The sequence below is a fragment of the Micromonospora aridisoli genome (genome assembly GCF_056150025.1).
Window position 1 is genome coordinate 487,366 of the sequence record NZ_JAXCFK010000001.1, and the last position, 21,771, is coordinate 509,136.

General features: G+C 73.0%; 18 protein-coding genes and 1 riboswitch. Of the genes, 13 read left to right on the plus strand and 5 right to left on the minus strand.

Going from position 1 to position 21,771, the window contains the following annotated elements; translation table 11 throughout:
• Positions 1–7 precede the first annotated feature (7 nt).
• From thyX to SM447_RS02240, 4 genes are all read left to right on the plus strand, one after another.
• Entirely contained in the window at positions 8–751 is a 744-nt protein-coding gene (gene thyX / locus SM447_RS02225; protein ID WP_474571244.1) for an FAD-dependent thymidylate synthase, read from the plus strand.
• A gap of 77 nt (positions 752–828) precedes the next feature.
• On the plus strand, positions 829–1,755 hold the full coding sequence (gene dapA, locus SM447_RS02230; RefSeq protein WP_474571004.1) for a 4-hydroxy-tetrahydrodipicolinate synthase: 927 nt from the start codon (positions 829–831) through the stop codon (positions 1,753–1,755).
• A gap of 52 nt (positions 1,756–1,807) precedes the next feature.
• A complete protein-coding gene (locus SM447_RS02235; RefSeq protein WP_474571005.1) occupies positions 1,808–3,499 on the plus strand; it encodes a ribonuclease J in 1,692 nt (563 codons plus the stop codon).
• Positions 3,500–3,665: 166 nt separating this feature from the next.
• Positions 3,666–4,850, plus strand: coding sequence for a S1 family peptidase (locus SM447_RS02240; protein WP_474571006.1), 1,185 nt, complete (start codon positions 3,666–3,668; stop codon positions 4,848–4,850).
• 51 nt (positions 4,851–4,901) lie between these two features.
• On the opposite strand, the gene SM447_RS02245 is transcribed toward SM447_RS02240, so the two are convergent.
• Both SM447_RS02245 and SM447_RS02250 read right to left on the minus strand, forming a co-directional pair.
• Positions 4,902–6,419 carry a type III secretion system chaperone family protein gene (locus SM447_RS02245; protein WP_474571245.1) on the minus strand — a complete coding sequence of 506 codons (1,518 nt, stop codon included), beginning with the start codon at positions 6,417–6,419 and terminating at the stop codon, positions 4,902–4,904.
• A gap of 116 nt (positions 6,420–6,535) precedes the next feature.
• Positions 6,536–7,015 (minus strand): YbjN domain-containing protein, encoded by a 480-nt coding sequence (locus SM447_RS02250; RefSeq protein ID WP_474571007.1) that lies wholly within the window; start codon positions 7,013–7,015, stop codon positions 6,536–6,538.
• A 111-nt stretch (positions 7,016–7,126) separates the two neighbouring features.
• Between SM447_RS02250 and SM447_RS02255 the strand changes: the two genes are divergently transcribed.
• The gene (locus SM447_RS02255; protein ID WP_474571008.1) at positions 7,127–9,577 is read left to right on the plus strand and encodes an FtsK/SpoIIIE family DNA translocase; all 2,451 of its coding nucleotides are present in this window, start codon (positions 7,127–7,129) and stop codon (positions 9,575–9,577) included.
• Positions 9,570–9,947, plus strand: a complete 378-nt coding sequence (locus SM447_RS02260; RefSeq protein WP_474571009.1) for a VOC family protein — start codon at positions 9,570–9,572, stop codon at positions 9,945–9,947. The genes SM447_RS02255 and SM447_RS02260 overlap by 8 nt, the downstream gene beginning before the upstream one ends.
• A gap of 336 nt (positions 9,948–10,283) precedes the next feature.
• On the opposite strand, the gene SM447_RS02265 is transcribed toward SM447_RS02260, so the two are convergent.
• A complete protein-coding gene (locus SM447_RS02265) occupies positions 10,284–10,511 on the minus strand; it encodes a hypothetical protein (protein WP_092373759.1) in 228 nt (75 codons plus the stop codon).
• A gap of 113 nt (positions 10,512–10,624) precedes the next feature.
• Positions 10,625–10,939: a quaternary ammonium compound efflux SMR transporter SugE gene (gene sugE, locus SM447_RS02270; RefSeq protein WP_474571010.1), complete on the minus strand. Its 315-nt coding sequence runs from the start codon at positions 10,937–10,939 to the stop codon at positions 10,625–10,627.
• Positions 10,940–10,996: 57 nt separating this feature from the next.
• Positions 10,997–11,063, minus strand: a riboswitch (guanidine-III (ykkC-III) riboswitch).
• Between the two features lie 93 nt (positions 11,064–11,156).
• Between sugE and SM447_RS02275 the strand changes: the two genes are divergently transcribed.
• From SM447_RS02275 to pspM, 7 genes are all read left to right on the plus strand, one after another.
• Positions 11,157–12,080 (plus strand): ornithine cyclodeaminase family protein, encoded by a 924-nt coding sequence (locus SM447_RS02275; RefSeq protein WP_474571011.1) that lies wholly within the window; start codon positions 11,157–11,159, stop codon positions 12,078–12,080.
• 56 nt (positions 12,081–12,136) lie between these two features.
• Positions 12,137–13,624, plus strand: coding sequence for a 30S ribosomal protein S12 methylthiotransferase RimO (gene rimO / locus SM447_RS02280; RefSeq protein WP_474571012.1), 1,488 nt, complete (start codon positions 12,137–12,139; stop codon positions 13,622–13,624).
• Positions 13,625–13,695: 71 nt separating this feature from the next.
• On the plus strand, positions 13,696–14,289 hold the full coding sequence (gene pgsA / locus SM447_RS02285) for a CDP-diacylglycerol--glycerol-3-phosphate 3-phosphatidyltransferase (protein ID WP_474571013.1): 594 nt from the start codon (positions 13,696–13,698) through the stop codon (positions 14,287–14,289).
• Positions 14,290–14,402: 113 nt separating this feature from the next.
• A complete protein-coding gene (locus tag SM447_RS02290) occupies positions 14,403–14,912 on the plus strand; it encodes a CinA family protein (RefSeq protein WP_474571014.1) in 510 nt (169 codons plus the stop codon).
• A gap of 272 nt (positions 14,913–15,184) precedes the next feature.
• Positions 15,185–15,643, plus strand: coding sequence for a helix-turn-helix domain-containing protein (locus tag SM447_RS02295; RefSeq protein WP_474571015.1), 459 nt, complete (start codon positions 15,185–15,187; stop codon positions 15,641–15,643).
• A gap of 182 nt (positions 15,644–15,825) precedes the next feature.
• Positions 15,826–16,686 carry a PspA/IM30 family protein gene (locus SM447_RS02300; RefSeq protein ID WP_474571016.1) on the plus strand — a complete coding sequence of 287 codons (861 nt, stop codon included), beginning with the start codon at positions 15,826–15,828 and terminating at the stop codon, positions 16,684–16,686.
• Between the two features lie 23 nt (positions 16,687–16,709).
• Positions 16,710–17,492: a phage shock envelope stress response protein PspM gene (gene pspM / locus SM447_RS02305; protein WP_474571017.1), complete on the plus strand. Its 783-nt coding sequence runs from the start codon at positions 16,710–16,712 to the stop codon at positions 17,490–17,492.
• Positions 17,493–17,800: 308 nt separating this feature from the next.
• On the opposite strand, the gene SM447_RS02310 is transcribed toward pspM, so the two are convergent.
• A complete protein-coding gene (locus SM447_RS02310) occupies positions 17,801–21,604 on the minus strand; it encodes a hypothetical protein (protein ID WP_474571018.1) in 3,804 nt (1,267 codons plus the stop codon).
• Positions 21,605–21,771: the final 167 nt, after the last annotated feature.

The following is a 21,771-nucleotide window of genomic DNA, read 5'->3' on the forward strand; positions in this document are numbered from 1 at the left end:
GCCGGAGATGGTGCAGCCCCAGGTCAGGTTGATCGCGTGGACCCACTTCGACCCGCCGGAGGACGTGCCCTGGTCGACCGACGCCGACGGGGGGCAGGCGCTGGCGGAGTTCGCCGGGCGGGCCTGCTACCAGAGCTGGAAGAAGCCGAACCCGGCGACCGCCACGAACGCGGGTTACCTGGCGCACATCTTGGAGGTCGGCCACCTGTCGGTGCTTGAGCACGGATCGGTGAGCTTCTACTTCACCGGGGTGTCCCGCTCGTTCACCCACGAGCTGATCCGGCACCGGCACTTCTCGTACTCCCAACTGTCCCAGCGGTACGTGCCGGAGCGGGACGCGGCGATGGTGGAGCCGACGGCGATCGCCGAGGATCCGGAGTTGCACAAGCGGTTCGTCGAGGCCGCCGAGGCGAGCGTTCGGGCCTACAACGACCTGCTGGAGGGGCTGGAGCGGCGCTTCGCCGACGTGGCGAATCCGACGTTGCGCCGTAAGCAGGCGCGCCAGGCCGCCAGGGCGGTGCTGCCGAACGCCACGGAGACCCGCATCGTGGTCACCGGCAACTACCGGGCCTGGCGGCACTTCATCGGCATGCGCGCCACCGAGCATGCCGACGTGGAGATCCGTGAGCTGGCGGTGGAGTGCCTGCGGCAGCTGCAGCGGGTCGCGCCGAACGTCTTCGCCGACTTCACCATCTCCACGCTGCCCGACGGCACCGAGGTGGCGGAGAGCCCGCACGCCCAGGTGTCCTGAACGGCGTCGACCGCACGGCCGGGGGTGGTGAGCCCTTCCCCGGTGGCCGGTCGTCGGCCGTCCGATAGGTTGTCACCATGACGCACGACCACCTCGACGCTCCGGTCCGACCGGTCTCCCGTCCGTTCGGACGGGTGCTCACGGCCATGGTGACCCCGTTCACCGCGGAGGGGGCGCTCGACCTCGACGGCGCGGCGCGGCTGGCGGATCATCTGGTCGCGGAGCAGGGTAACGACGCGCTGGTGGTCAACGGCACCACCGGCGAGTCGCCGACCACCACCGACGCCGAGAAGGAACGTCTGATCCGGGCTGTGGTGGAGGCCGTCGGTGACCGGGCCCGGGTGGTGGCGGGGGTCGGCACCAACGACACCCGGCACACCATCGAGCTGGCGACCTCGGCGGAGAAGGCCGGTGCGCACGGACTGCTGGTGGTCACCCCGTACTACAACAAGCCGCCGCAGACCGGTCTGCTGCGCCACTTCACCGCGGTTGCCGACGCCACCGGGCTACCGATCATGCTCTACGACATCCCGCACCGTTCCGGTGTGGCGATCGAGACCGAGACCCTGGTCCAGCTCGCCGAGCACGGCCGGATCGTCGCGGTGAAGGACGCCAAGGGCGACCTGACGGCGACGAGCTGGGTGACCAGCCGGGCCGAGCTGGCGTACTACAGCGGCGAGGATTCGCTCACCCTGCCCGCGCTGGCCGTCGGCTGCGTCGGCGTGGTGGGCACCTCGACGCATTTCACCGGCGTCGAGACCAAGCGGATGATCGAGGCGTACGACACGGGGGACACGGCGACCGCGCTGGCGCTGCACCGTCGCCTGCTGCCGCTGTTCACGGGGATCTTCCGCACCCAGGGCGTGATCCTGGTCAAGGCGGGCCTGACGGTGCGGGGTCTGCCGGGCGGGCCGGTCCGTCCGCCGCTGGTTGACGCCACCGACGGTGAGATCGCCCAGCTGCGCGCCGACTGCGCGGCAGCGGGCCTGCCGCTCCCTGAATGATCAAACGACACGACGGACGCCGGGTGACGGCGTCGCAGAATGAGGTGAACGCGTGACCGAGGCGCACAACGAGGAGGCCCAATTTCCACCGCCGCTGCCGGAGGGCGGACTGCGGATCATACCGCTCGGCGGGCTCGGCGCCATCGGCCGGAACATGACCGTCTTCGAGTACGACGGCAAGCTGCTGGTCGTCGACTGCGGTGTGCTCTTCCCCGACGTGGAGCAGCCCGGTGTCGACCTGATCCTGCCGGACTTCGGGCCGATCCTCGACCGGCTCGATGACATCCAGGCGATCGTGCTGACGCACGGTCACGAGGATCACATCGGCGCGGTGCCGTACCTGCTCGCGCACAAGCCGGACATCCCGCTGGTCGGCTCGCAGTTCACCCTCGCGTTGGTGGAGGCGAAGCTGGCCGAGCGGCGGATCCAGCCGTACACGCTGACCGTGCGGGAGGGCGGCCGGGAGCGGCTCGGTCCGTTCGAGTGCGAGTTCTTCGCCGTGAACCACTCGATCCCGGACGCGCTCGCGGTGGCCATCCGGACCCCGGCCGGGCTGGTGCTGCACACGGGCGATTTCAAGATGGACCAGTTGCCGCTGGACGGCCGCATCACCGACCTGGCCGGGTTCGCCCGGCTGGGCGCCGAGGGCGTGGACCTGCTGCTGTCGGACTCCACCAACGCGGAGATCCCCGGCTTCGTCACGCCCGAGCGGGAGATCGGCCCGGTGCTCGACTCGATCTTCGCGAAGGCCCGTGGCCGGATCATCGTCGCCTCGTTCGCCTCCCACGTGCACCGGGTGCAGCAGGTCTTCGACTCGGCGATCGAGCACGGTCGCAAGGTCGCCCTGATCGGCCGTTCGATGGTCCGCAACATGGGCATCGCGCGGGATCTGGGACTGCTGAACATTCCGCCCGGCCTGGTCGTCGGTCTCGACGAGGCGACGTCGATGCCGCCCGAGCAGATCGTGCTGATGTCGACCGGCTCGCAGGGCGAGCCGATGAGCGCCCTGGGCCGGATGGCCAGCGGCGATCACCGGCACATCACCATCGCACCCGGCGACACCGTGGTGCTCGCCTCCTCGCTGGTGCCCGGAAACGAGACCTCCGTCTACCGGGTGATCAACCGGCTGGCCCGGGCCGGCGCCGTGGTCGTGCACAAGGACGTGGCAAAGGTGCACGTCTCCGGTCACGCCCCGGCCGGCGAACTGCTCTACCTGCTCAACGTGGTCCGGCCCAGCAACCTGATGCCGGTGCACGGTGAGTGGCGGCACCTGCGCGCCCACGCCCGACTCGGCATCGAGTCCGGGGTGGCGGCGGACCGGGTGGTGCTCTGCGAGGACGGCGACGTGGTCGACCTGGTGGAGGGACGGGCCAGCCTGGTGGGCCACGTGAAGAGCCGATACGTCTACGTCGACGGCCTGGCCGTCGGCGACGTCAGCGAGTCGCTGCTGACCGAACGGCGCATCCTCGGCGACGGCGGCTTCATCGCCGCGACGGTCGTGGTGGACTCGGTCACCGGCAAGGTGGTCGCGGGCCCGACCGTCTCGGCCAAGGGCTTCTCGGAGGACCCGGAGGCGTTCAACGCGGTGATCCCGCTGGTCACCGAGGCGCTCAACCGGGCCGCCGCGGACGGGATCACCGACCCGCACCAGCTTCAGCAGATCGTCCGGCGCACCGTGGGCCGCTGGGTCAACGACGCCTACCGTCGCCGTCCGATGATCGTTCCCACCGTCGTCGAGGTCTGAGCCTCGAGCTCACCGGACCGACGCCGATGGGCCACCGCACCCGGCGCGCGGTGGCCCATCGGCGTCAGCAAATCGATTTGTCGGCGTTCCGGTTAAACCGTTCGAGCGTTTTGCCCGTACTCCGAGCCGGCAGGCGTACCCACGCCAGCCGGGAGGAGCTTGGTGGATGGACCGCAGACGATTGACAGCCATCGGTGTCGTGGTGGCGGCCCTGGGCGCGGCGGCGGCGGTCGCGCTGCCGTCGTTCGCCGGTGACGGCGGCGCGCCCGTCGCCGCGCCGCCCAGCGGGGCGGTGGAGGGTGCCGACCCGGAAGTGGTCGAGGCGATGCAGCGGGATCTGGGGCTGGACCAGTCGCAGGTGGCCGCTCGACTGAAGACCGAACGCTGGGCGTCCGGAGTGGTCGACCAGCTCCGGGCGGACCTCGGCGCGGCCTACGGCGGTAGTTGGCTCAGCGCCGACGGCAGCGAACTCAACGTGGCGGTCGCCAACCCGGCGCAGGCGGAGCGGGTCCGGGCCGCCGGGGCGGTGCCGAAGGTGGTCGAGCGCGGGGTCGGCCAGCTCGACACCCTGAAGAGCCGGATGGACCGCACCGCGGCCCGTGCCCAGCAGGTCTCCGGCTGGTACGTCGACGTCGCCTCGAACACCGTCGTGGTGCTCGCCGAGCCGGGTGCGGAAGCGGCCGGGTGGCGGTTCGTGGCCCGCGCCGGGGTACCCCGGCAGGCGGTGCGGATGGCCACCGAGGCGCAGCCGCGGCTCTTCGCCGACGTGCGTGGCGGCGAGCCGTTCTTCATCGGTAACGGCCGCTGCTCGGTCGGTTTCGCGGTGGTCGGTGGCTTCGTCACCGCAGGCCACTGCGGGCGGGTCGGTGACCGCACCACCGGTGCCGACCGCGCGCCGCAGGGCGTCTTCCGGGCCTCGTCCTTCCCCGGCGACGACTGGGCCTTCGTACGGGTCAACAGCAACACCACGGTGCTGCCGGAGGTGACCGACTTCCGGGGCGGTGTGGCCCGGGTGGCCGGCTCGCAGGAGGTGCCGGTCGGCTCGTCGATCTGCCGCTCCGGCTCCACCACCGGAGTGCGTTGCGGCACGGTCCAGGCCCGCAACGTCACCGTCCGCTATCCGGAAGGGCTGGTGGGTGGCCTGGTGCGGACCAATGTCTGCGCCGAGCCCGGTGACTCCGGCGGCTCGTGGATCTCGGGCAACCAGGCACAGGGCGTCACCTCCGGTGGTTCCGGTGACTGTGTGCGCGGTGGCACGACGTTCTACCAGCCGGTCAACGAGATCCTCCAGCGCAACAACCTGACCCTGATCACCACGCAGAACTTCCGCGCGCTGAGCACCCGGCGCTGATCCCGCCGTTCCCGGCCGGGTGGGTCTTGCGGCCCGGCCGGGAACGCGGTGTCAGGGCAGGGCGGCGACCGCCTCCGCGTACGCGACACCGGTGCGTACCGCCGCGTCGACCAGGACCGTGACCTGATCCGGCGCGACCCCGTACGCCAGGTCGGTGGTCACCTCGCCGGCCAGCACCAGCTCACCGTCGCCCGGATCGTGCACGTACGCCTTGGGTAGCAGCCGGTCGCGGTTCCATCCGTTGCAGAAGGCGTACGCCTCGGCCCGCCGGGTCGCCGCCAGCCTGCGCCCGGCCACCACCCGGGCGTGCAGGATGTCGTGGCGTTCCCCGGCCCTTCGGAACTGGATCACCGCGTCGCCCCAGCGTCCCAGCACCGTGCCGGCGGCGTCGACGGTGTAGTCGTCACCCCGTCGATCCAGCGCCTCGGTGATCATCATCACGGTCAGCGCGCCGATCTCGTCGCCGGTCAGTTCGGCGGTCCCGTCTTCCCACCCCGATGACTCGTCACGCCCGGGGTCGCCGTCCGGCTCGGGGATGTCGTCGGCGGGCAGTGGCACGGGTGGGGCCAGCGGGCGCTCGGCCAGCCAGGCGGCCATCCGGCCGGACTGGTGCCCGGTGCCGTTGCGGGCGTCGAAGCTGCCGGCCAGCGCGGTCGCGACGGCAAGCAGCTCACTGCCGAGCTGGCGCACCGTGACCTCGGCCGGCGGCCGCCCACGGTAGGCCGGTCGGCGTACCGCCCGGTCGGCGGCCGGCTCGCCGGCCAGCGCGCAGACCAGCGCCGCCGCCGCGGCGAACTCCATCACGGACAGATCCTCGTGTGGTTGGTCGAGCCGGGGCAGCTGCTCGACGACGATCTCCAGGCCGCGTTCGGTATATCCGCCGAGCGCGCAGAAGCGCAGATGAGCGGCGAGGTGACCGAACCCGTCGGGCTCCACCCGGTGCCGGCGGTACGCCCGCACGTGCGCCTGGGCCGCCCGCTGCGCGTCGCCCGCCCGCAGCCACGGCAGCAGCGCCGCGGTCAGGGCGGCCTCCGGCTGGGCGGTGCAGCCCGCCGGAGCGTCGAGCAGGGGATCGAGCACGTCGAGCGCCGTGCCCCAGTCGCCCCAGCCGGCCAGCAGCTCCGCCTGGCGTACGGACAGGCAGTCGGCGCATCCCGCGGCCGGGTCGGGTGGGCTGGTCCGCCACTGCGCCAACCAGCGCCGGGCGGTCCGTTCGTCGCCGGTGTGATCGGCGATCCGGCAGCGCAGTTGTGCCACCAGCGCACTGTCGGTGTGGTCGGCCCGTTCGGTGAGCCCGTCCAGTAGCCCGTGCGTCTGGTCCAGGCCGATGCGCGGGGTGCCGAGCAGCGCCTCAACGGCGTACCGCCGGTAGCGCCGCAGCGTGTCGTCGTCGGGTCCTGCCGCAGCCAGGCAGCGCCGGACGGGCTCGAACAGCCGCCACCGTTCGCCCCGTAGATGCGTCTCGACCAGCTCGGACCACGCCTCCAGTGCGGTCCGTCGATCGCCGCCCGCCTCGGCGAGGGCGGCGACCCGCTCCAGTTCACCGACCCGCACCTCGCCGTCGGGCAGGTCGCGGGCGTCGGCGAGGGCGGCGGCGGGCCGCCGGTCGGTCCGGACCTGCTCGGCGGCCCGGCCGTTGGTGCGTGCCCGGCCGCGACTCCGGCCGCCGCCGAAGGCCGGCCCGGTCACGGACGCCCCGAGCCCACGAGCCGGCTGACCTCGTCGGCCAGTCGACATCCGGCCGAGATGCCCCGGTCGAGCAACTGAGCCAACTGGTGCGGAGTGACGCCCCGCTCCAGGTCGGTGATGACCTCGCCGCAGACGCGGGCCTGCCCCCCGTCGTCGACGTGCACGAAGGCCTTGGGCCAGAACCGGTCGCGGTTCCAGGTGTTGCAGAATTCGTGCAGCCGTGGCACGTCGCCGACCGCGAAGACTCGGGCGGCGACGGTGCGGACCTGGAGCAGTTCCCCGGCGTCCCCGGCGCGGAGGAACCAGATGTGTCCGTCTGCCCACCTGCCCACCAGCGGGCCGTCGGTGTCTCCGCCGACCGTGTGACCCCGGTGGGCGAGGACCGCGGCGACGAGGTCACGGGTCAGTGGACGCAACGTGGCCGGGTGGCCCGCCAACGGGTCGCCGGCACGGTCCTCGAACTCCGACGACCCCATCGGACACTCCCTCGCCAGCAGATATCACGGCAGGCGGCGGGTACCCCGCTGCGACACGCGGAGCGACCAGGAAGACCGGCCAATCACCCGGCCCGCCGTTACGGTGATGCTATGGCGGGCCGTACCCCTCAGGCGAGTCGGCGGCGCGGCGCGTCGCCGCGTGGCGGCACGAACAGTCGTGCCCGTCAGCCGGCCAAGAAGACCCGTGCGCCGGCGCGGCGCCGCACGTCGGCGAGGGGACCGGGCCCCGCCGCGTACGTCGGCCGGGCGATCCAGGCACTGTGGATGGGCCTGGCCCACGGCGTCGGCTGGGCGGTACGCGCCGCCGGACGGCAGGCCGCCTCGGCCCGCGACCTCGACCCGGAGCACCGCCGCGACGGTGCCGGCCTGCTGCTCATCGGTCTCGCCCTGCTGGGTGCGGGCGCGATCTGGTTCTCCGCGGCCGGCCCGGTCGGTGCCCGGCTGGCCGACACGGTCCGGCTCTTCCTCGGCGCGATCTCCATCGTGGTGCCGGTGCTGCTCGGCATCGGCGCGTGGCGGCTGATGCGCCAGCCCGGCGACCCCGAGCACCGGGGGCGAGGGCTGGTCGGCTGGGGGTCCATGCTGGTGTCCACCGCCGCGTTGCTGCACATCGGCCAGCAGCCGGCCGGCCCGGGAGAGCGGGACTTCGCGGGTGGTCTGATCGGTGCCGGCGTGGGCAGCGTGCTGGAACGCGCGGTCACCGCCTGGGTCGCGGTGCCGCTGCTGATCCTGCTGCTGGTGTTCGGGTTGCTGGTGGTCACCGCCACCCCGATCAACAAGATCCCCGAGCGGCTCGGGCTGCTGGCCGGCAGCGTGGTCGGGCAGACCGGGCCGGAGACGGCGGAGCAGGCGTCTGCGACGCCGACCCGCCGACGCCCGACCAAGCGGGCGGCGCCGCCGGTCGACCCGGACGACTTCGACGACCTGGACGACGTGGACCTCCAGGAGACCATGGTCCTGCCCCGCAAGGCGCCGTCCCGGGTGCCGGCCAGCCGCAAGCCGGCCGAGCCTCCGGAGCACTCGCCCGCGCCGACGCGGGCCGAGCAGCTCGCGCTGACCGGGCTGGCCGGCGACTACACCCTGCCGCCGGCGAACATGCTCGGCAGCGGCGCCGCGCCGAAGACCCGTAGCAAGGCCAACGACGAGGTGATCGCCGCGCTCACCGGCGTCTTCGATCAGTTCGACGTGGACGCGGCGGTGACCGGGTTCACCCGGGGGCCGACGGTGACCCGCTACGAGGTCGAGCTGGGCCACGGGGTGAAGGTCGAGCGGATCACCCAGCTGTCGCGCAACATCGCCTACGCGGTGAAGTCGCCGGACGTCCGCATCCTCAGCCCGATCCCGGGCAAGAGCGCGGTCGGCGTGGAGATCCCGAACACCGACCCGGAGAACGTGGCGCTCGGTGACGTGCTGCGCTCGCGTGCCGCCACCAGCGACCACCACCCGATGGTCGTCGCCCTCGGCAAGGACATCGAGGGTGGCTACGTGGTGGCCAACCTCGCCAAGATGCCGCACATCCTGATCGCGGGTGCCACCGGCGCCGGCAAGTCGAGCTGCCTGAACTCCCTGCTCATGTCCATTCTGACGCGGGCGACACCGGACGAGGTGCGGCTGCTGCTGATCGACCCGAAGCGGGTCGAGCTGACCGGCTACGAGGGCATCCCGCATCTGGTCACGCCGATCGTGACCAACGCCAAGAAGGCGGCCGACTCGCTGGAGTGGGTCGTCCGCGAGATGGACATGCGCTACGACGACCTCGCGGCCAACGGGGTCCGGCACATCGACGACTTCAACCGCAAGGTGCGCAACGGCGAGATCAAGGCGCCGCCGGGCAGCGAGCGGGAGATGCATCCGTACCCGTACCTGCTGGTGATCGTGGACGAGTTGGCCGACCTGATGATGGTCGCCCCGCGTGACGTCGAGGACTCGATCGTGCGGATCACCCAGCTCGCGCGGGCCGCCGGCATCCACCTGGTCCTCGCCACCCAACGGCCCTCGGTCGACGTGGTGACCGGCCTGATCAAGGCCAACGTGCCGTCCCGGCTGGCGTTCGCGACCTCGTCGCTGGCCGACTCCCGGGTCATCCTCGATCAGCCGGGCGCGGAGAAGCTGCTCGGTCGCGGCGACGGCCTCTTCCTGCCGATGGGCGCCTCGAAGCCGGTGCGGATCCAGGGTGCGTGGGTCACCGAGCGCGAGATCGCCGACGTGGTCAAGTTCTGCAAGGAGCAGCGCGAGCCGGAGTTCCGCTCCGACGTGCTGACCGTGGCGCAGGAGAGCAAGAAGAAGATCGACGAGGACATCGGCGACGACCTGGACCTGCTGGTGCAGGCGGTCGAGCTGGTGGTCACCTCGCAGTTCGGCTCCACCTCGATGCTGCAGCGCAAGCTCCGGGTCGGCTTCGCCAAGGCCGGCCGGCTGATGGATCTGATGGAGACCCGGGGCGTGGTCGGCCCGTCGGAGGGCTCCAAGGCGCGTGACGTGCTCGTCAAGCCGGACGAGCTGGAGGAGGTCCTGGAAGGGTTGCGGGGCGGCGATGGCTGAGCGGACGGCGCTGGCCAGCGAACTGTTCCCGATCATCACGGCCGCCGATCTCGACGCCGCGCTGCGCTTCTACGAGGGGCTGCTCGGCGGGGTGGTCGACTACCGCTTCCCGGAGACCGGCGAGGCCGCCTACGTGTCCCTGCGCTTCGGCGGCGGACAGCTGGGCATCGGACGCCAGGAGGACGGTGAGCCGCCGGCCGGGCCGACCACCCTCTGGGTGTACGTCGCGGACTGCGCGGCCGCGGTCGCCCGGCTGGCCGATGCGGGCGTGGAGGTGCTCGCCGAGCCACAGACGCAGCCGTGGGGCGAGCGGATGGCGATCGTCCGCGACCCGGACGGCAACCGCATCTTGGTCGCCGACCGAGGCTGACCCCCGTTACACACAGTCAAACCCGCCCCCGGGCCGTCCCTCCCACCCACCCCCTTTGCTCTGCTTCAATATACGCAACGGTCACTGAGGGTGTCGGGCGATCTTCTAAAGGCAGCGGGGAGACGCTCCATAACCGCAGCTCGCAGACTATTGCGTGGGTTGAAGCAGAGCAAAGCGGCGAAAGAGGTATGGGCAGCGTGGCCGCCAGTGTCACGCAGCGTGACGACTGGCGGAAGGTTGCTGTCCGTAACTGGAATCCATCGGGGTGGTAGAGGCAGACGCGGAGACGGCCCACCGCCCTGTGGGTAGTGGGCCGTCTCCAGGTTCGGGGAGGGGTCAGAGCGCGCTGAGGATCAGCATGCTCAGCACCATGGCGACCACGTTGGCCGCGGCGGCGTACCAGCCGAGCGGCTTGTCACCGAGCACCGCGCCGACGACGCCGAGGACCAGGCCGATGACTCCGAAGAGGATCGGGTTGAGCAACAGCGCGAGTACCGCGCACACGAAACCCACGATGGTGCAGATGCGGGCGGCGCTGGTCGAGCGGACGGTGCTGGTGGCCATGTCTTCCTCCAATGGGTGAGTCTCATGTCTGCCGTCCGCTCTCTACCCACTACGGACGTTTGCCACGCCAGGGCCACGCCAGGGACACTCCCGCGCGACTCCCGCGCCGCGCCTCAGTGGAAGAGCTTGAGCCCGACCACGCCTGCGACCACCAGCAGCAGGCTGAGCAGTCGGGGCAGGTTGGCCGGCTCACCGAGCGCCACCATGCCGACGACGGCGGTACCGACCGCGCCGATGCCGACCCACACCGCGTACCCGGTGCCCACGGGAATCTCCCGTAGTGCGTACGCCAGGCCCGCCATGCTCAGCACCAGCGTGATCACGAAGATCACTGAGGGGACGAGTCGGGTGAAGCCGACGGAGCGGTCCAGGGCGATCGCCCACGCGGTCTCGAGCAGTCCGGAGAGCACCAGCACGATCCAGGCCATCGGGTCACCTCTTGACGTGGGCCCGGCCACCGGGGCCGGGACGAGTCGGGTCCATCACGCGGGGCGTCTTGGCCTGACCGGGTACGCCCACGACTCGTCCGGGGCGGCCGCGCGGGCCGCCGGAACCGACCGTAGCACCCGGACGGTGGCGCGGCCGCGAGTGAGACGGATCACCCCGGATAGACCTCAAGTTTGCTTCAAGCTGCACCATGGACCGGTGACCGTGCTCATTTCCGACCCGGAGGTCGCCGCCGCGCTGGACGCACCGACCTCGGTGGACACGATGCGTCAGGCTCTGCTCGCCGCGTACAACGGACGACTCGTGGCCCCGCCCCGCGCCGCCGCGTCGCTGGGTGGCGGCCGGATGGTGCTCACCGCCGGGCACCTGGTCGGGCAGTGGTACGGATACCGGGCCTACGACACGTTCGGGCACCCGGAGACCGAGCAGGTGGTGGTGCTGCACGACGGGCACACCGGCGCGGTGCGGGCGGTGGCCGTGGGGGAGGAGCTGGGTTCGCGACGTACCGGCGCGTTGGGTGGGGTGGCGGTGGACGTGCTGGCCCGCCCGGACGTGGCCACCCTCGGCGTGATCGGCTGCGGTGGCCAGGCATGGACCCAGGTCTGGGCCGCCGCGGCGGTGCGACGCCTACGCGAGGTGACCGTGCACAGTCGTTCGGCCGCGCGCCGGGAGGCCTTCGCCGCCCGGGTCCGGTCCGAACTCGGCCTCCCGGCCCGCGCCGTGGACACCGCCCGGGAGGCGGTACGCGACCGGGACGTGGTGGTGCTGGCCACCACCAGCCCGACACCGGTGCTGTCCGCCGCGGACCTGAGCCCCGGGACCCACGTCAACGCGGTCGGCTTCAAGCAGTTGGACCGCGCGGAGTTCGGCACCGACCTGCTCGACGCCGCCGCCGTGCTGACCAGCGACTCGGTGGCCCAGGCGATGTCGTACGCCCCGCCGATGCTCGCCGCGCAGCCGCCGTACGCCTCCCGGCTGCGCGACCTGGGCGCGGTGCTGGCCGGCGCGGCACCCGGCCGCACCCACGCGGACCAGATCTCGGTCTTCTGCTCGGTCGGCCTGGCCGGCACCGAGGTCTTCCTGCTCGACCGCGTGGTCCGCATCCTCGCCGCCGCCGTCTGAGTCGACCCGGCTGACCCGCCGTCGCCGGACGGGGCATCGCCGCCCGGTACCCTCGGATGGTGTCTGCCACCTCCTCGCCTTCACCCGACGGTCGCCGGGTCGCGCTGCTGACCCTGGGCTGTGCCCGCAACGAGGTCGACTCGGAGGAGCTGGCCGCCCGTCTGCATGCCGACGGCTGGCAGGTGACGACCGACGGCGAGGGCGCCGACGTGGTGGTCGTCAACACCTGCGGGTTCGTGGAGAAGGCCAAGCAGGACTCCATCCAGACGCTGCTGGCCGCCGCCGACACCGGGGCGAAGGTGGTCGCCGCCGGCTGCATGGCCGAACGGTACGGCCGGGAGCTGGCCGACAGCCTTCCCGAGGCCCAGGCGGTGCTCAGCTTCGACGACTACCCGGACATCTCGGAACGACTGGACGCGGTCGTCGCCGGCCGGCAGTTCGCCGCGCACACCCCGCGTGACCGGCGCGAACTGCTGCCGCTGACCCCGGTCGCCCGCCGCGACAGCGCGGTGTCCCTGCCGGGGCACGGCCGTGGCACCGACGTCGACGAGCACACGCCCGCGCACCTGCGTACGGTGCTGCGCCGCCGGTTGGACAGCGGACCGGTGGCCTCGCTCAAGCTGGCCAGCGGCTGCGACCGGCGGTGCGCGTTCTGCGCCATCCCCGCCTTCCGTGGCGCCTTCGTCTCCCGTACCCCGGACGAGCTGCTCGCCGAGGCCGAGTGGCTGGCGAAGAGTGGGGTCCGGGAGCTGGTGCTGGTCAGCGAGAACTCGACCTCCTACGGCAAGGACCTGGGCGACCCGCGCGCGCTGGAGAAGCTGCTGCCGCAACTCGCCGCCATCGACGGCATCGTCCGGGTGCGAGCCAGCTACCTCCAGCCGGCCGAGACCCGGCCCGGGCTGGTCGAGGCGATCGCCACCACGCCCGGGGTGGCGCCCTACTTCGACCTGTCGTTCCAGCACTCCAGCGAGCCGGTACTGCGCCGGATGCGGCGTTTCGGCTCCACTGACCGTTTCCTGGAGCTGCTGGCCGCCGCGCGGCAGCTGGCACCGGAGGCCGGGGCGCGCAGCAACTTCATCGTCGGGTTCCCCGGCGAGACCCGCGGCGACGTCGATGAGCTGGTGCGTTTCCTCACCGAGGCACGGCTCGACGCGATCGGTGTCTTCGACTACAGCGACGAGGACGGCACGGAGGCCGCCGGACTGCCGGGCAAGGTTTCCGCCGCCACCATCAAGCGGCGCTACGACAAGCTCAGCGCGCTCGCCGACGAGCTGTGTTCGCAGCGCGCCGAGGACCGCCTCGGCTCGACGGTGGAGGTGCTCGTCGACTCGGTCGACGGCGGCGTCGTCGAGGGGCGGGCTGCGCACCAGGCACCGGAGGTGGACGGTTCGACCACGCTGGTCGCCCCGGACGGCGGCGGTGTCGACCTCGCCGCGTTGCGTCCGGGAGACCTGGTCCGGGCCACGGTGACCGGCACCGAGGGCGTGGACCTGCTCGCCGTGCCGGATGAGATGATCTCCGCCGCGCCCGCCGCGGCACGGTGACGGTGGGCCAGGGTGAGGCGAGGGAGGATCGAGGTGCGGTGCCGGGTGCGTCACCCGAGCGGAACGCTCACGTGACCGGGGCGACGGAGTCGACGCCGGTGCCGGTGGTGGCCCGGGTGCCCGTGGTCAACGCCGCCAACGCCCTGACCGCGCTGCGGCTGCTGCTGGTGCCGGTCTTCGCCGCCTCGGTGGTGATGTCCGGGATGACGCACGCCGGATGGCAGGTCATCGCCTGTGTGATCTTCGCGGTGGCCTCGGTCACGGACCTGGTCGACGGGTGGATCGCCCGCCGGTTCGCGCTCGTCACCGCCGTCGGCAAGGTGGCCGACCCGATCGCCGACAAGGCGCTCACCGGCGCCGCCCTGCTGCTGCTGTCCTGGTACGACCGGTTGCCCTGGTGGGTGACGGCGGTCATCCTGGCCCGGGAGCTGGGGATCACCGCGCTGCGGTTCTGGGTGATCCGCCGCGGCGTGATCGCCGCGAGTCGGGGCGGAAAGGTCAAGACCGCGCTCCAGGTGCTGGCGATCACCTGGTACCTGTGGCCGATGCCGGCGGTGCTCGCCCCGGTCGGGCCCTGGATCATGGGCGCGGCGGTCGCGGTCACCCTCGTCACCGGACTGGACTACATCGCCCAGGCGGCACGGCTGCGCCGTCCCCAGGGGTGAGAGCGCCACCGGACCCGCGTCGACGTTCCCTGGCCACCCTGAGGCGAGGCCCGGCCGACGACCGGCGGCGTTGCGACGCGTAGACCGCGCCCGGCCCGGGAAGGATGCAGATCATGGGTGTACGAGAGGCCGAGGGTTCGATGGGTGCCGCGGCGGCCGGTGTGGTGCACCGCCTCGCCGAGCGGCAGGAGACGCTCGCCACCGTCGAGTCGCTGACCGGGGGTCTGCTGGCCGCCACGATCGTGGAGATCGCCGGGGCGAGCGCCGTCTATCGGGGCGGGCTGGTGGTCTACGCCACCGAGTTGAAGGAGCAACTGGCCGACGTACCGAAGGAACTGCTGGCCGAGCGCGGCCCGGTCGACGCCGACGTCGCGGCGGCCCTCGCCGAGGGCGGACGGCGACGCTGCGGGGCCGACTGGGGGCTGGCCACCACCGGGGTGGCCGGGCCGGAACCGCAGGACGGCAAGCCGGTCGGGCTGGTCTTCGTCGCCGTCGCCGGCCCGGACGGCACCGAGGTGCGGCAGCTCGACCTGGACGGCGGCCGCGACCGCATCCGGGGCGCCGCGGTGACCGAGGCACTACGCCTGGTCGCCGAGCACATCCAGGCCCCCGACCCGACCTGAGCCACCGGGGTCCCGTGCCGCCGGCCCGTTCGCCAGCCGATCCGTGGGCCCGCGCGTCGGCCGATCGGTGGCATCCGAGGTGCTGTCGTCCCGGCGTGTCTGACAGCTGCGCTGCCACGGATCGGGGGTGCGTGGGTGGCGGCCGTGGGACGACCGGGCGGGGCGGGATGTCGTGGCGGCGCACAGCGGGTACGGTTGCGGGAAAGCTCCGACAGCCGGCGCCACCGCCGGGCCGGTTGACCGGGTGAACTATGTCCCTCAGGGGAGGTGCGATGGTCCTGCTACGCCGGGTGATCGGTGACGCACTACGGGCGCGCCGGCAGGGGCAGCACCGCACGCTGCGCGAGGTTTCGTCCGCAGCCAACGTCAGCCTGGGCTACCTGTCGGAGATCGAACGCGGCCAGAAGGAACCCTCCAGCGAGCTGCTCGCGGCGATCTGCGACGCGCTGGGTGCCCGCCTCTCCGAGCTGCTGCGCGAGGTCAGCGACACGGTCGCGCTCGCCGAGCAGATGCCCGGGGTGCTGGTGCCGGTGCAGGACGAGCCGACCGAGTCGACGCCGGTCGCCGCAGCGGTGCACAAGAGCACCGGTCGGGGCGTACGCCAGGTCACCTCGGATGGCAACGTCGCGGTGTCCGTACGGCAGGACTCCCCGCTCAAGGCCACGCTGCGCAGTGCCCGGGTCCGGCCCCCCGCCGACCGCAGCGACCGGGACGTGGTCTGCGCCGCCTGAGCCTCGCGGCCGATGGTCGCGGTAGCTCCCGCCGCGTAGGCTTGATCGCGGACGTCCCCTCTCGCTGGTACGGATGCCGTGTTGGCGCCCGGCTGGGACGATGGACCCACCATCGCCGGTAGCCGAGCCGGTCACCCGGGGTGGGGCAGGCACAGCGACGTGATTGAGGGGATACCGCGGAGATGGCGAACCCGTTCGTCAAGGGGTGGAAGTACCTGATGGCGCTCTTCGGCGCCCGTATCGACGAGCACGCCGACCCGAAGGTGCAGCTCCAGCAGGCCATCGACGAGGCGCACCGGCAGCACCAGGCGCTCGTCCAGCAGGCCGCCGCGGTGATCGGCAACCAGCGCCAGCTGGAGATGAAGCTGTCCCGGCAGATGTCCGACGTCGAGCGGTTGCAGGCCAACGCCCGCCAGGCGCTGGTCCTCGCCGACCAGGCCCGGGCCAAGGGCGACGAGGCCGAGGCGGGTCGGTACGAGCAGTCCGCGCAGACCCTGGCCACCCAGCTCGTCTCCGCCGAGCAGTCCGCCGAAGACCTGAAGACCCTGCACGACCAGGCGCTCGCCGCCGCCGGCCAGGCCCGCCGGGCGGTGGAGAACAACTCCATGATCCTCCAGCAGAAGCTCGCCGAGCGCGCCAAGCTGCTCAGCCAGCTTGAGCAGGCCAAGATGCAGGAGAGCGTCGCCGCCTCGCTGGAGTCGATGTCGGCGCTCACCGCCCCCGGCAGCACCCCCACCCTCGACGAGGTGCGCGAGCGCATCGAGCGTCGCTACGCCAACGCCATGGGCCGCGCCGAGCTGGCCGGCAACTCGGCCGAGGGCCGGATGCTGGAGATCCAGCAGGCGACCCTGGACAGCGCCGGCTCGGCCCGGCTGGACCAGATCCGGGCCAGCATGGCCGGTGAGCAGCTCGGCGCGGGCACCGACCGGGGCGCCGCCGCCGAACAGCCGGCCACGGCCGACCCGGCGGTGGCCCGGCTCGACGAGATCCGCGCCAACATGAGCCGTGAGCGCGGCACCGGCGACACCACGGCCGCCGGCTGAAGCGGAGACCAGAGGAGGCGACGGTGGCAGCGGACGAGCGCACCCGGTACTTCCGCCGGCTGAGCCGCCTGCGCGGCTCCGCCCGCCGGTGGAGCGTCCTGGCCGGCGGCCTCGGCGGCGCCACCGCCGTGCTGACCCCGTACGCGGGGATCGGGCTGGCCGACGCGGCCTGGGCCGCCGCCGCGGGCGCTTCCACCGCGCTGGCCGCGTGGCGCTGGATCGATCTGCGTGCCCTCGCCGCCCAACCCGCCCCGCCACCGCTGGACCCGGCCCAGGTCGCCGCCCGCAACCGGGCTCGCCTGGTCGCCGCCGTGGAACGACTCCCCGCCGGTGCCGGCGTGCTGGCCGAGGTACGCCGGGTGCGCTCCCGCACCGCGCTGCGCGGCACCGCCGCCGCCCAACCGTGGGAGCGCCTCGACCGGGCCGCCGCCACCATGAACTCGATGGCGGGCCGGCTGACCGGTCTCGCCGAACCGGCCGTCGCCGAAGCCTCCGCCGCCGAACACTCCCTGCGCGAGCTGGCCAACCGGGTCGCCAGCGTGGAACGCGCGGTCCGCCTCGCCCCCGCCGACGCGAAGCCACCACTGGCCGAGGCGCACCGCGCGCTTACCGGGCAGCTCGAAACGGGTGTGGAGGCGTACGAGCGCCTGGTGGTCGCCGCCGCCGGCTACCTCGCCGAGGAGTACCGCCCCGAAACCGAGCACCCCGCCGCCGCCCGCCTCACCGAGGCCACGGACCTCCTCCACGGCTTCGCCTCCGCACTGTCGGAGCTACGCGCCGTAGGCCGCCCCGCCCCCACCCCCTGAACACCCCGCCTGGCCCTGTCTGGCCCGGTTGATCAAGAGGTTTGGGTCGGGATCGTGACTGGATCCCGACCCAAACCTCTTGGTCGACATCCGGCGGCGGGCCGCACAGACAGGAAAGCGGATCCGCGGCACTGGCCACGCGGGTGCTGCGCGCCTGTTCGGTGAAGGCCCTTGCAGCGGCCGGCCTTCGGCGGCGTGGGCCGCCACAGTTTGCGGCAACTCGGGCTCTCACGCGGACAGGAAGAACCGACCTGCCGCATCTCATTACCTACGCCGCGACGGGCGTACTGCCGCCAGCTCTCCGCCGGTCAGGGCGGCGTGGTGACCGGGATGGGGCCGGTGAAGGGGGAGACCCCGACGACGTTGAACGAGCGGACCCGGTAGTGGTAGGTGACGCCCCGGGCCAGGCCGGTGTTGGTGAAGCCGCGGCCGGTGACGGTGAAGGTGGCCAGCTCCCGGGTGAAAGCCGGATCCAACGCCCGTTCCACGGTGAAGCCGGCGCCCTGGCCGGCGGGTGTGCTCGCGGCCCAGCCCAGCACGACGGTCGCGGTGTCGGGGCCGGGGGCGGTGGTGGCCACGCTGACCGAGGTGGGGGTGCCGGGGGCGGGCGGGGTGGTCACCGTGGCAACGGTGGACCAGGGGGAGGCGGCACCCAGGTAGGTGGTGCGTACCCGGTAGTAGTAGGTGGTGTCGGGGGCGACCGCCGGGTCGAGGTGGTGGTCGCCGACGCTGATCGCGGTGGTGCCCGGTCCGCTGGTGAAGGTCGGGTTGGTGGCGCGTTGCACGTCGATGCCGGTGGCGAAGGAGCGGTTGGCCCAGCGCAGCGCGACCCGCAGCGGCGCGGCGGGCGGGAGGGTCGCGGTCAGCTTGGCGGGCGCGGTGAGCTGCACCGACGCGGGGACGCTGTTCGACCAGGTGGAGCAGCTGACGGCGGTTTCGGCGCGGATGCGGTAGTGGTAGGTGACGCCGGGGGTGACGGTGGCGTCGGTGTAGCGGGTCGCGGTGGCCGCCACGGTGATGGTGGTCAGCCCGTTGACGAAGGTCGCGTCGGTGGCCCGTTGCAGCAGATGGCTGGTGGCCGGGGGGCGACTGCCGTTGCCGGTCCAGGTGAGGGTGATCGCCGGCAGGGCGGTCGCCGAGCCGGGGGCCGGTGCGGCGGTGAGCCCGGTCGGTGCCCGGGGCGAGACCCGGACCACCAGGGACCGGCTCATGCCCTGGTCCCGGTGGCCGGCCGCCGCGCTGCCCCAGCGGTACTCCCAGCCCAGGTTGACCAGCTGGTTGACCACCGACGCGGGTCGCCCGTCGACGGGGCTGACCGGGGCGGAGCCGAGTCGCGTTCCGGCCGGCCGGGTCGGATCGAGCAGCCGTACGCTGTCGCCGATCTTGAACGGTAGGGCCGGCGCCTCGGGTCGCAGGGCGAGCAGCACGTCCTCGCCGGGATCGACCCGGACCACCTGCTTCCAGCCGAGTTCGCCGGGGTGTGGTGGCCGGATCGCGCCGTCGCGGCCGACCCGGCCGACCACCTGCACGTCCAGGCCGTCGAACCGCACCGGATGGCTCTGCCGGCCCGATCCGCGTACCCGCCAGAGCTGGCTGCCGTCGCCCGGCGTGCCGACGGCCAGGGCCGGGTCGCTGGCGTGCAGCACCTCGGTCGCCGGCTCGGTGGGACCGAGCGGCAGGATGGCCTCGCCGAGTGGTCCGCCGTGCGGATGGGCCACCCCGAGCCGGCCGGTGAGGCGGCCGTGGTCGGGCTCGAAGACCTGCCGCACCGCCTTGACGGTCAGCGGCAGGCTGACCGGCGCGCCGCCGGGCGGGGTGAACTCGACGGTGTCGGCGTGGACCGGGATCCGGGTGGGGGCGCTCGTGGTGCCGAAGCAGGCGTCGTAGGCCGGTTGCGGCACGACCGGGGGACGCTGGCTGGCCGCGTACGCGCCGGGCAGGCGGTCCCGCAGCCGGTCGAGGTCGTACGGCTGCGTCGGGGTGCCGGCCACCCGTAGCTGCATCAGGGTGCGGGTGTTCGGGCCGTACCCGGGCACGGTCGGTGGCGCGCCACCCTCGGCGCTGCGGTCGGGGCCGCCGGTGTGGTGGTCGTAGCGGGGGTCGAAGCAGGGCAGCGGGGCCGGACAGTCGTTGTAGAGGATCAGGGTGCTGCCCGGGGCGACGGCGGCGAAGTCCACCAGCACGTCGGCCCGTTCGCCGGGGGCGAGCAGCAGGGCGTGGTGGTCGACGTTGAGCACGGTCGGGTCGCGCCGGTCGTAGCGGAAGCCGATCGGCCGGTTCGGGACGACCACGGGTGCCGGCAGCAGACCGCCCTCGTTGCCGATCCGGATCATCTCCGGACCGGCGGCCGTCGGGTCCGGGACGCCACCGGAACGCCCGTCGGTTGGCCAGTCCGCCGGCCGGCCCGGGGCGCGGACCGCGGCGACCATCGGCACCTCACCGGCGGCGGCGTCGGCCAGCCGGCCATCCGGTGTCCACATCGACGCGTCGGAGGCGGCCCGGTACAGCTGGAGGTTGAGCCAGCGGTCGGTGCAGGCGTTGAGGATGCGCCACCGGTAGACCTTCGGCTCCACCTCCAGGTACGGGTACGCGGCCCCGTTGACCAGGACCGTGTCCCCGTACGCGGCGGGTACCGCGCTCGGGTGCGGCACGCCCGGTGTCTCCGGCGGCTCGTCCGGGTCGCCGACCGGGTCGTGGTGCGGGTTGGGTACGGCGGCGGCGGCGGTCGCGTCGGGGCCGGCGGCGGTGGCGGTACGCGACCAGGGGCCGTAGTCCCACCGGCCGGTCGGGTTGATCCCGTCGCGCCGGTACGGGTTCTGGCGGGGCTGGTAGACGTGCGGGTGCCAGAGGGATCCCCGGGCGCCCCACCGGTCCCGGTCCCAGGTCGGGTCCTGCGCGGCGAGTTGGGCGTCGTCCGGTACGAACGTCTTGTCCTCGAAGACCAGGGGCAGCTGCTCGCCGGGCAGGGTCCCGTCGGCGATCAGCCGGTCCTGCGCGTCGTCGGTGAGCAGGTAGAGCGCGACCTGACCGGAGTAGACGGTCAGCCGGGACAGGCCGATGGTGTTGTCGTGGAACCAGAGCATGCGTCCGCTCTGGTCGTTGGGGTGGTAGAGGGTGGTGGCGCCCTGCCCCGGGTGGGCCATGTCGGGCACGTGGGTCAGTCCGGGGCCGGTGGGGTAGGGGGTGATCTCGCCCGCCGGGGTGATCCACTGCCACGGGTTGCCGGCGCTGATCCAGCCGGTGAACGCGCCGGAGAGATGCAGCACCGCCCGGTTCTGCGGGTAGGGGGCCGGCCCGTCGAGGGGCCCCGGGCCGGCACCGGGCACCGTGGGATCGGCCGGCAGGAAGAGGTCGCCGGCTGGGCCGGCGGGCAGCTGGTTGATGAACTTGATCCGTACCGGCCGGCCGCGTCGGGCCAGCACGACCGGTCCGAGATGCCAGGGCTGTCGCGGCGGGGCGACGGTGTTGTGCCCGTCGGGGTCGGTGCCCAGGTTCAGCTGGCGGTAGCCGCGCAGCCGGGTCGCCGGCAGGTCCCGGTGCAGCCGCTGGGTGTACTCGGAGAGCCCGATCTCGTAGTAGTCGCAGCCGGGATGGCTGATCGTGTCGGGCACGGCGACCGGCAGGTAGGCCCCCAGCGGGGTACGCCCCAGCGGGCCGAGCCCGGGCAGCGGGTCGACGAACTTGCGCAGCCCGGTCCCGGTCGCCACCTGCCCGTCGTCGTCGATGACGGGCAGTGGACTGAAGGCGTGGTTCGGCACCGGGCCGAAGCAGCGGGGCACCGCGGCCGGATCAAGACTCGCCGGTGTCGGATGCGCCGGCCCCGGCGGTGCGGCCGCCGGGTCCGGCAGCCTGGCCGGTGCCGGTGCCGGTGCCGGTGCCGGTGCCGGTGCCGGTGCCGGTGCCGGTGCCGGTGCCGGTGCCGATGACCGGGTCGGGCGGGCCGGGTCGGTGTCGTCCGGTGCGGTCAGGACGCCGGGGTCGGGTTGGGGGCGGGTGGCGTCTTCCGCGTCCGGGTCGGTTCGGGCGGTGGGGACGGCGCTCGGCGTGTCCGGCTGGTCGGTGCGGGCGGCGCGGTCCAGCCAGGTCGACCGGAGTCTGCGGAACACGGCCATGGCTCTCCCGGTGATCGGGGCGCGACGGCCACCACCCCGACGTGGCGGCGCGGGCGCGCGTACGTGACGTTCCGTGAGCCCTCAACGGCAGCATGCGACTCGCAGTGGCCGGTTAGGAAGTCCCCTTTCGTGCCAATCTGAGAAGCTGCCGGCGTGTCGCCCGCCGC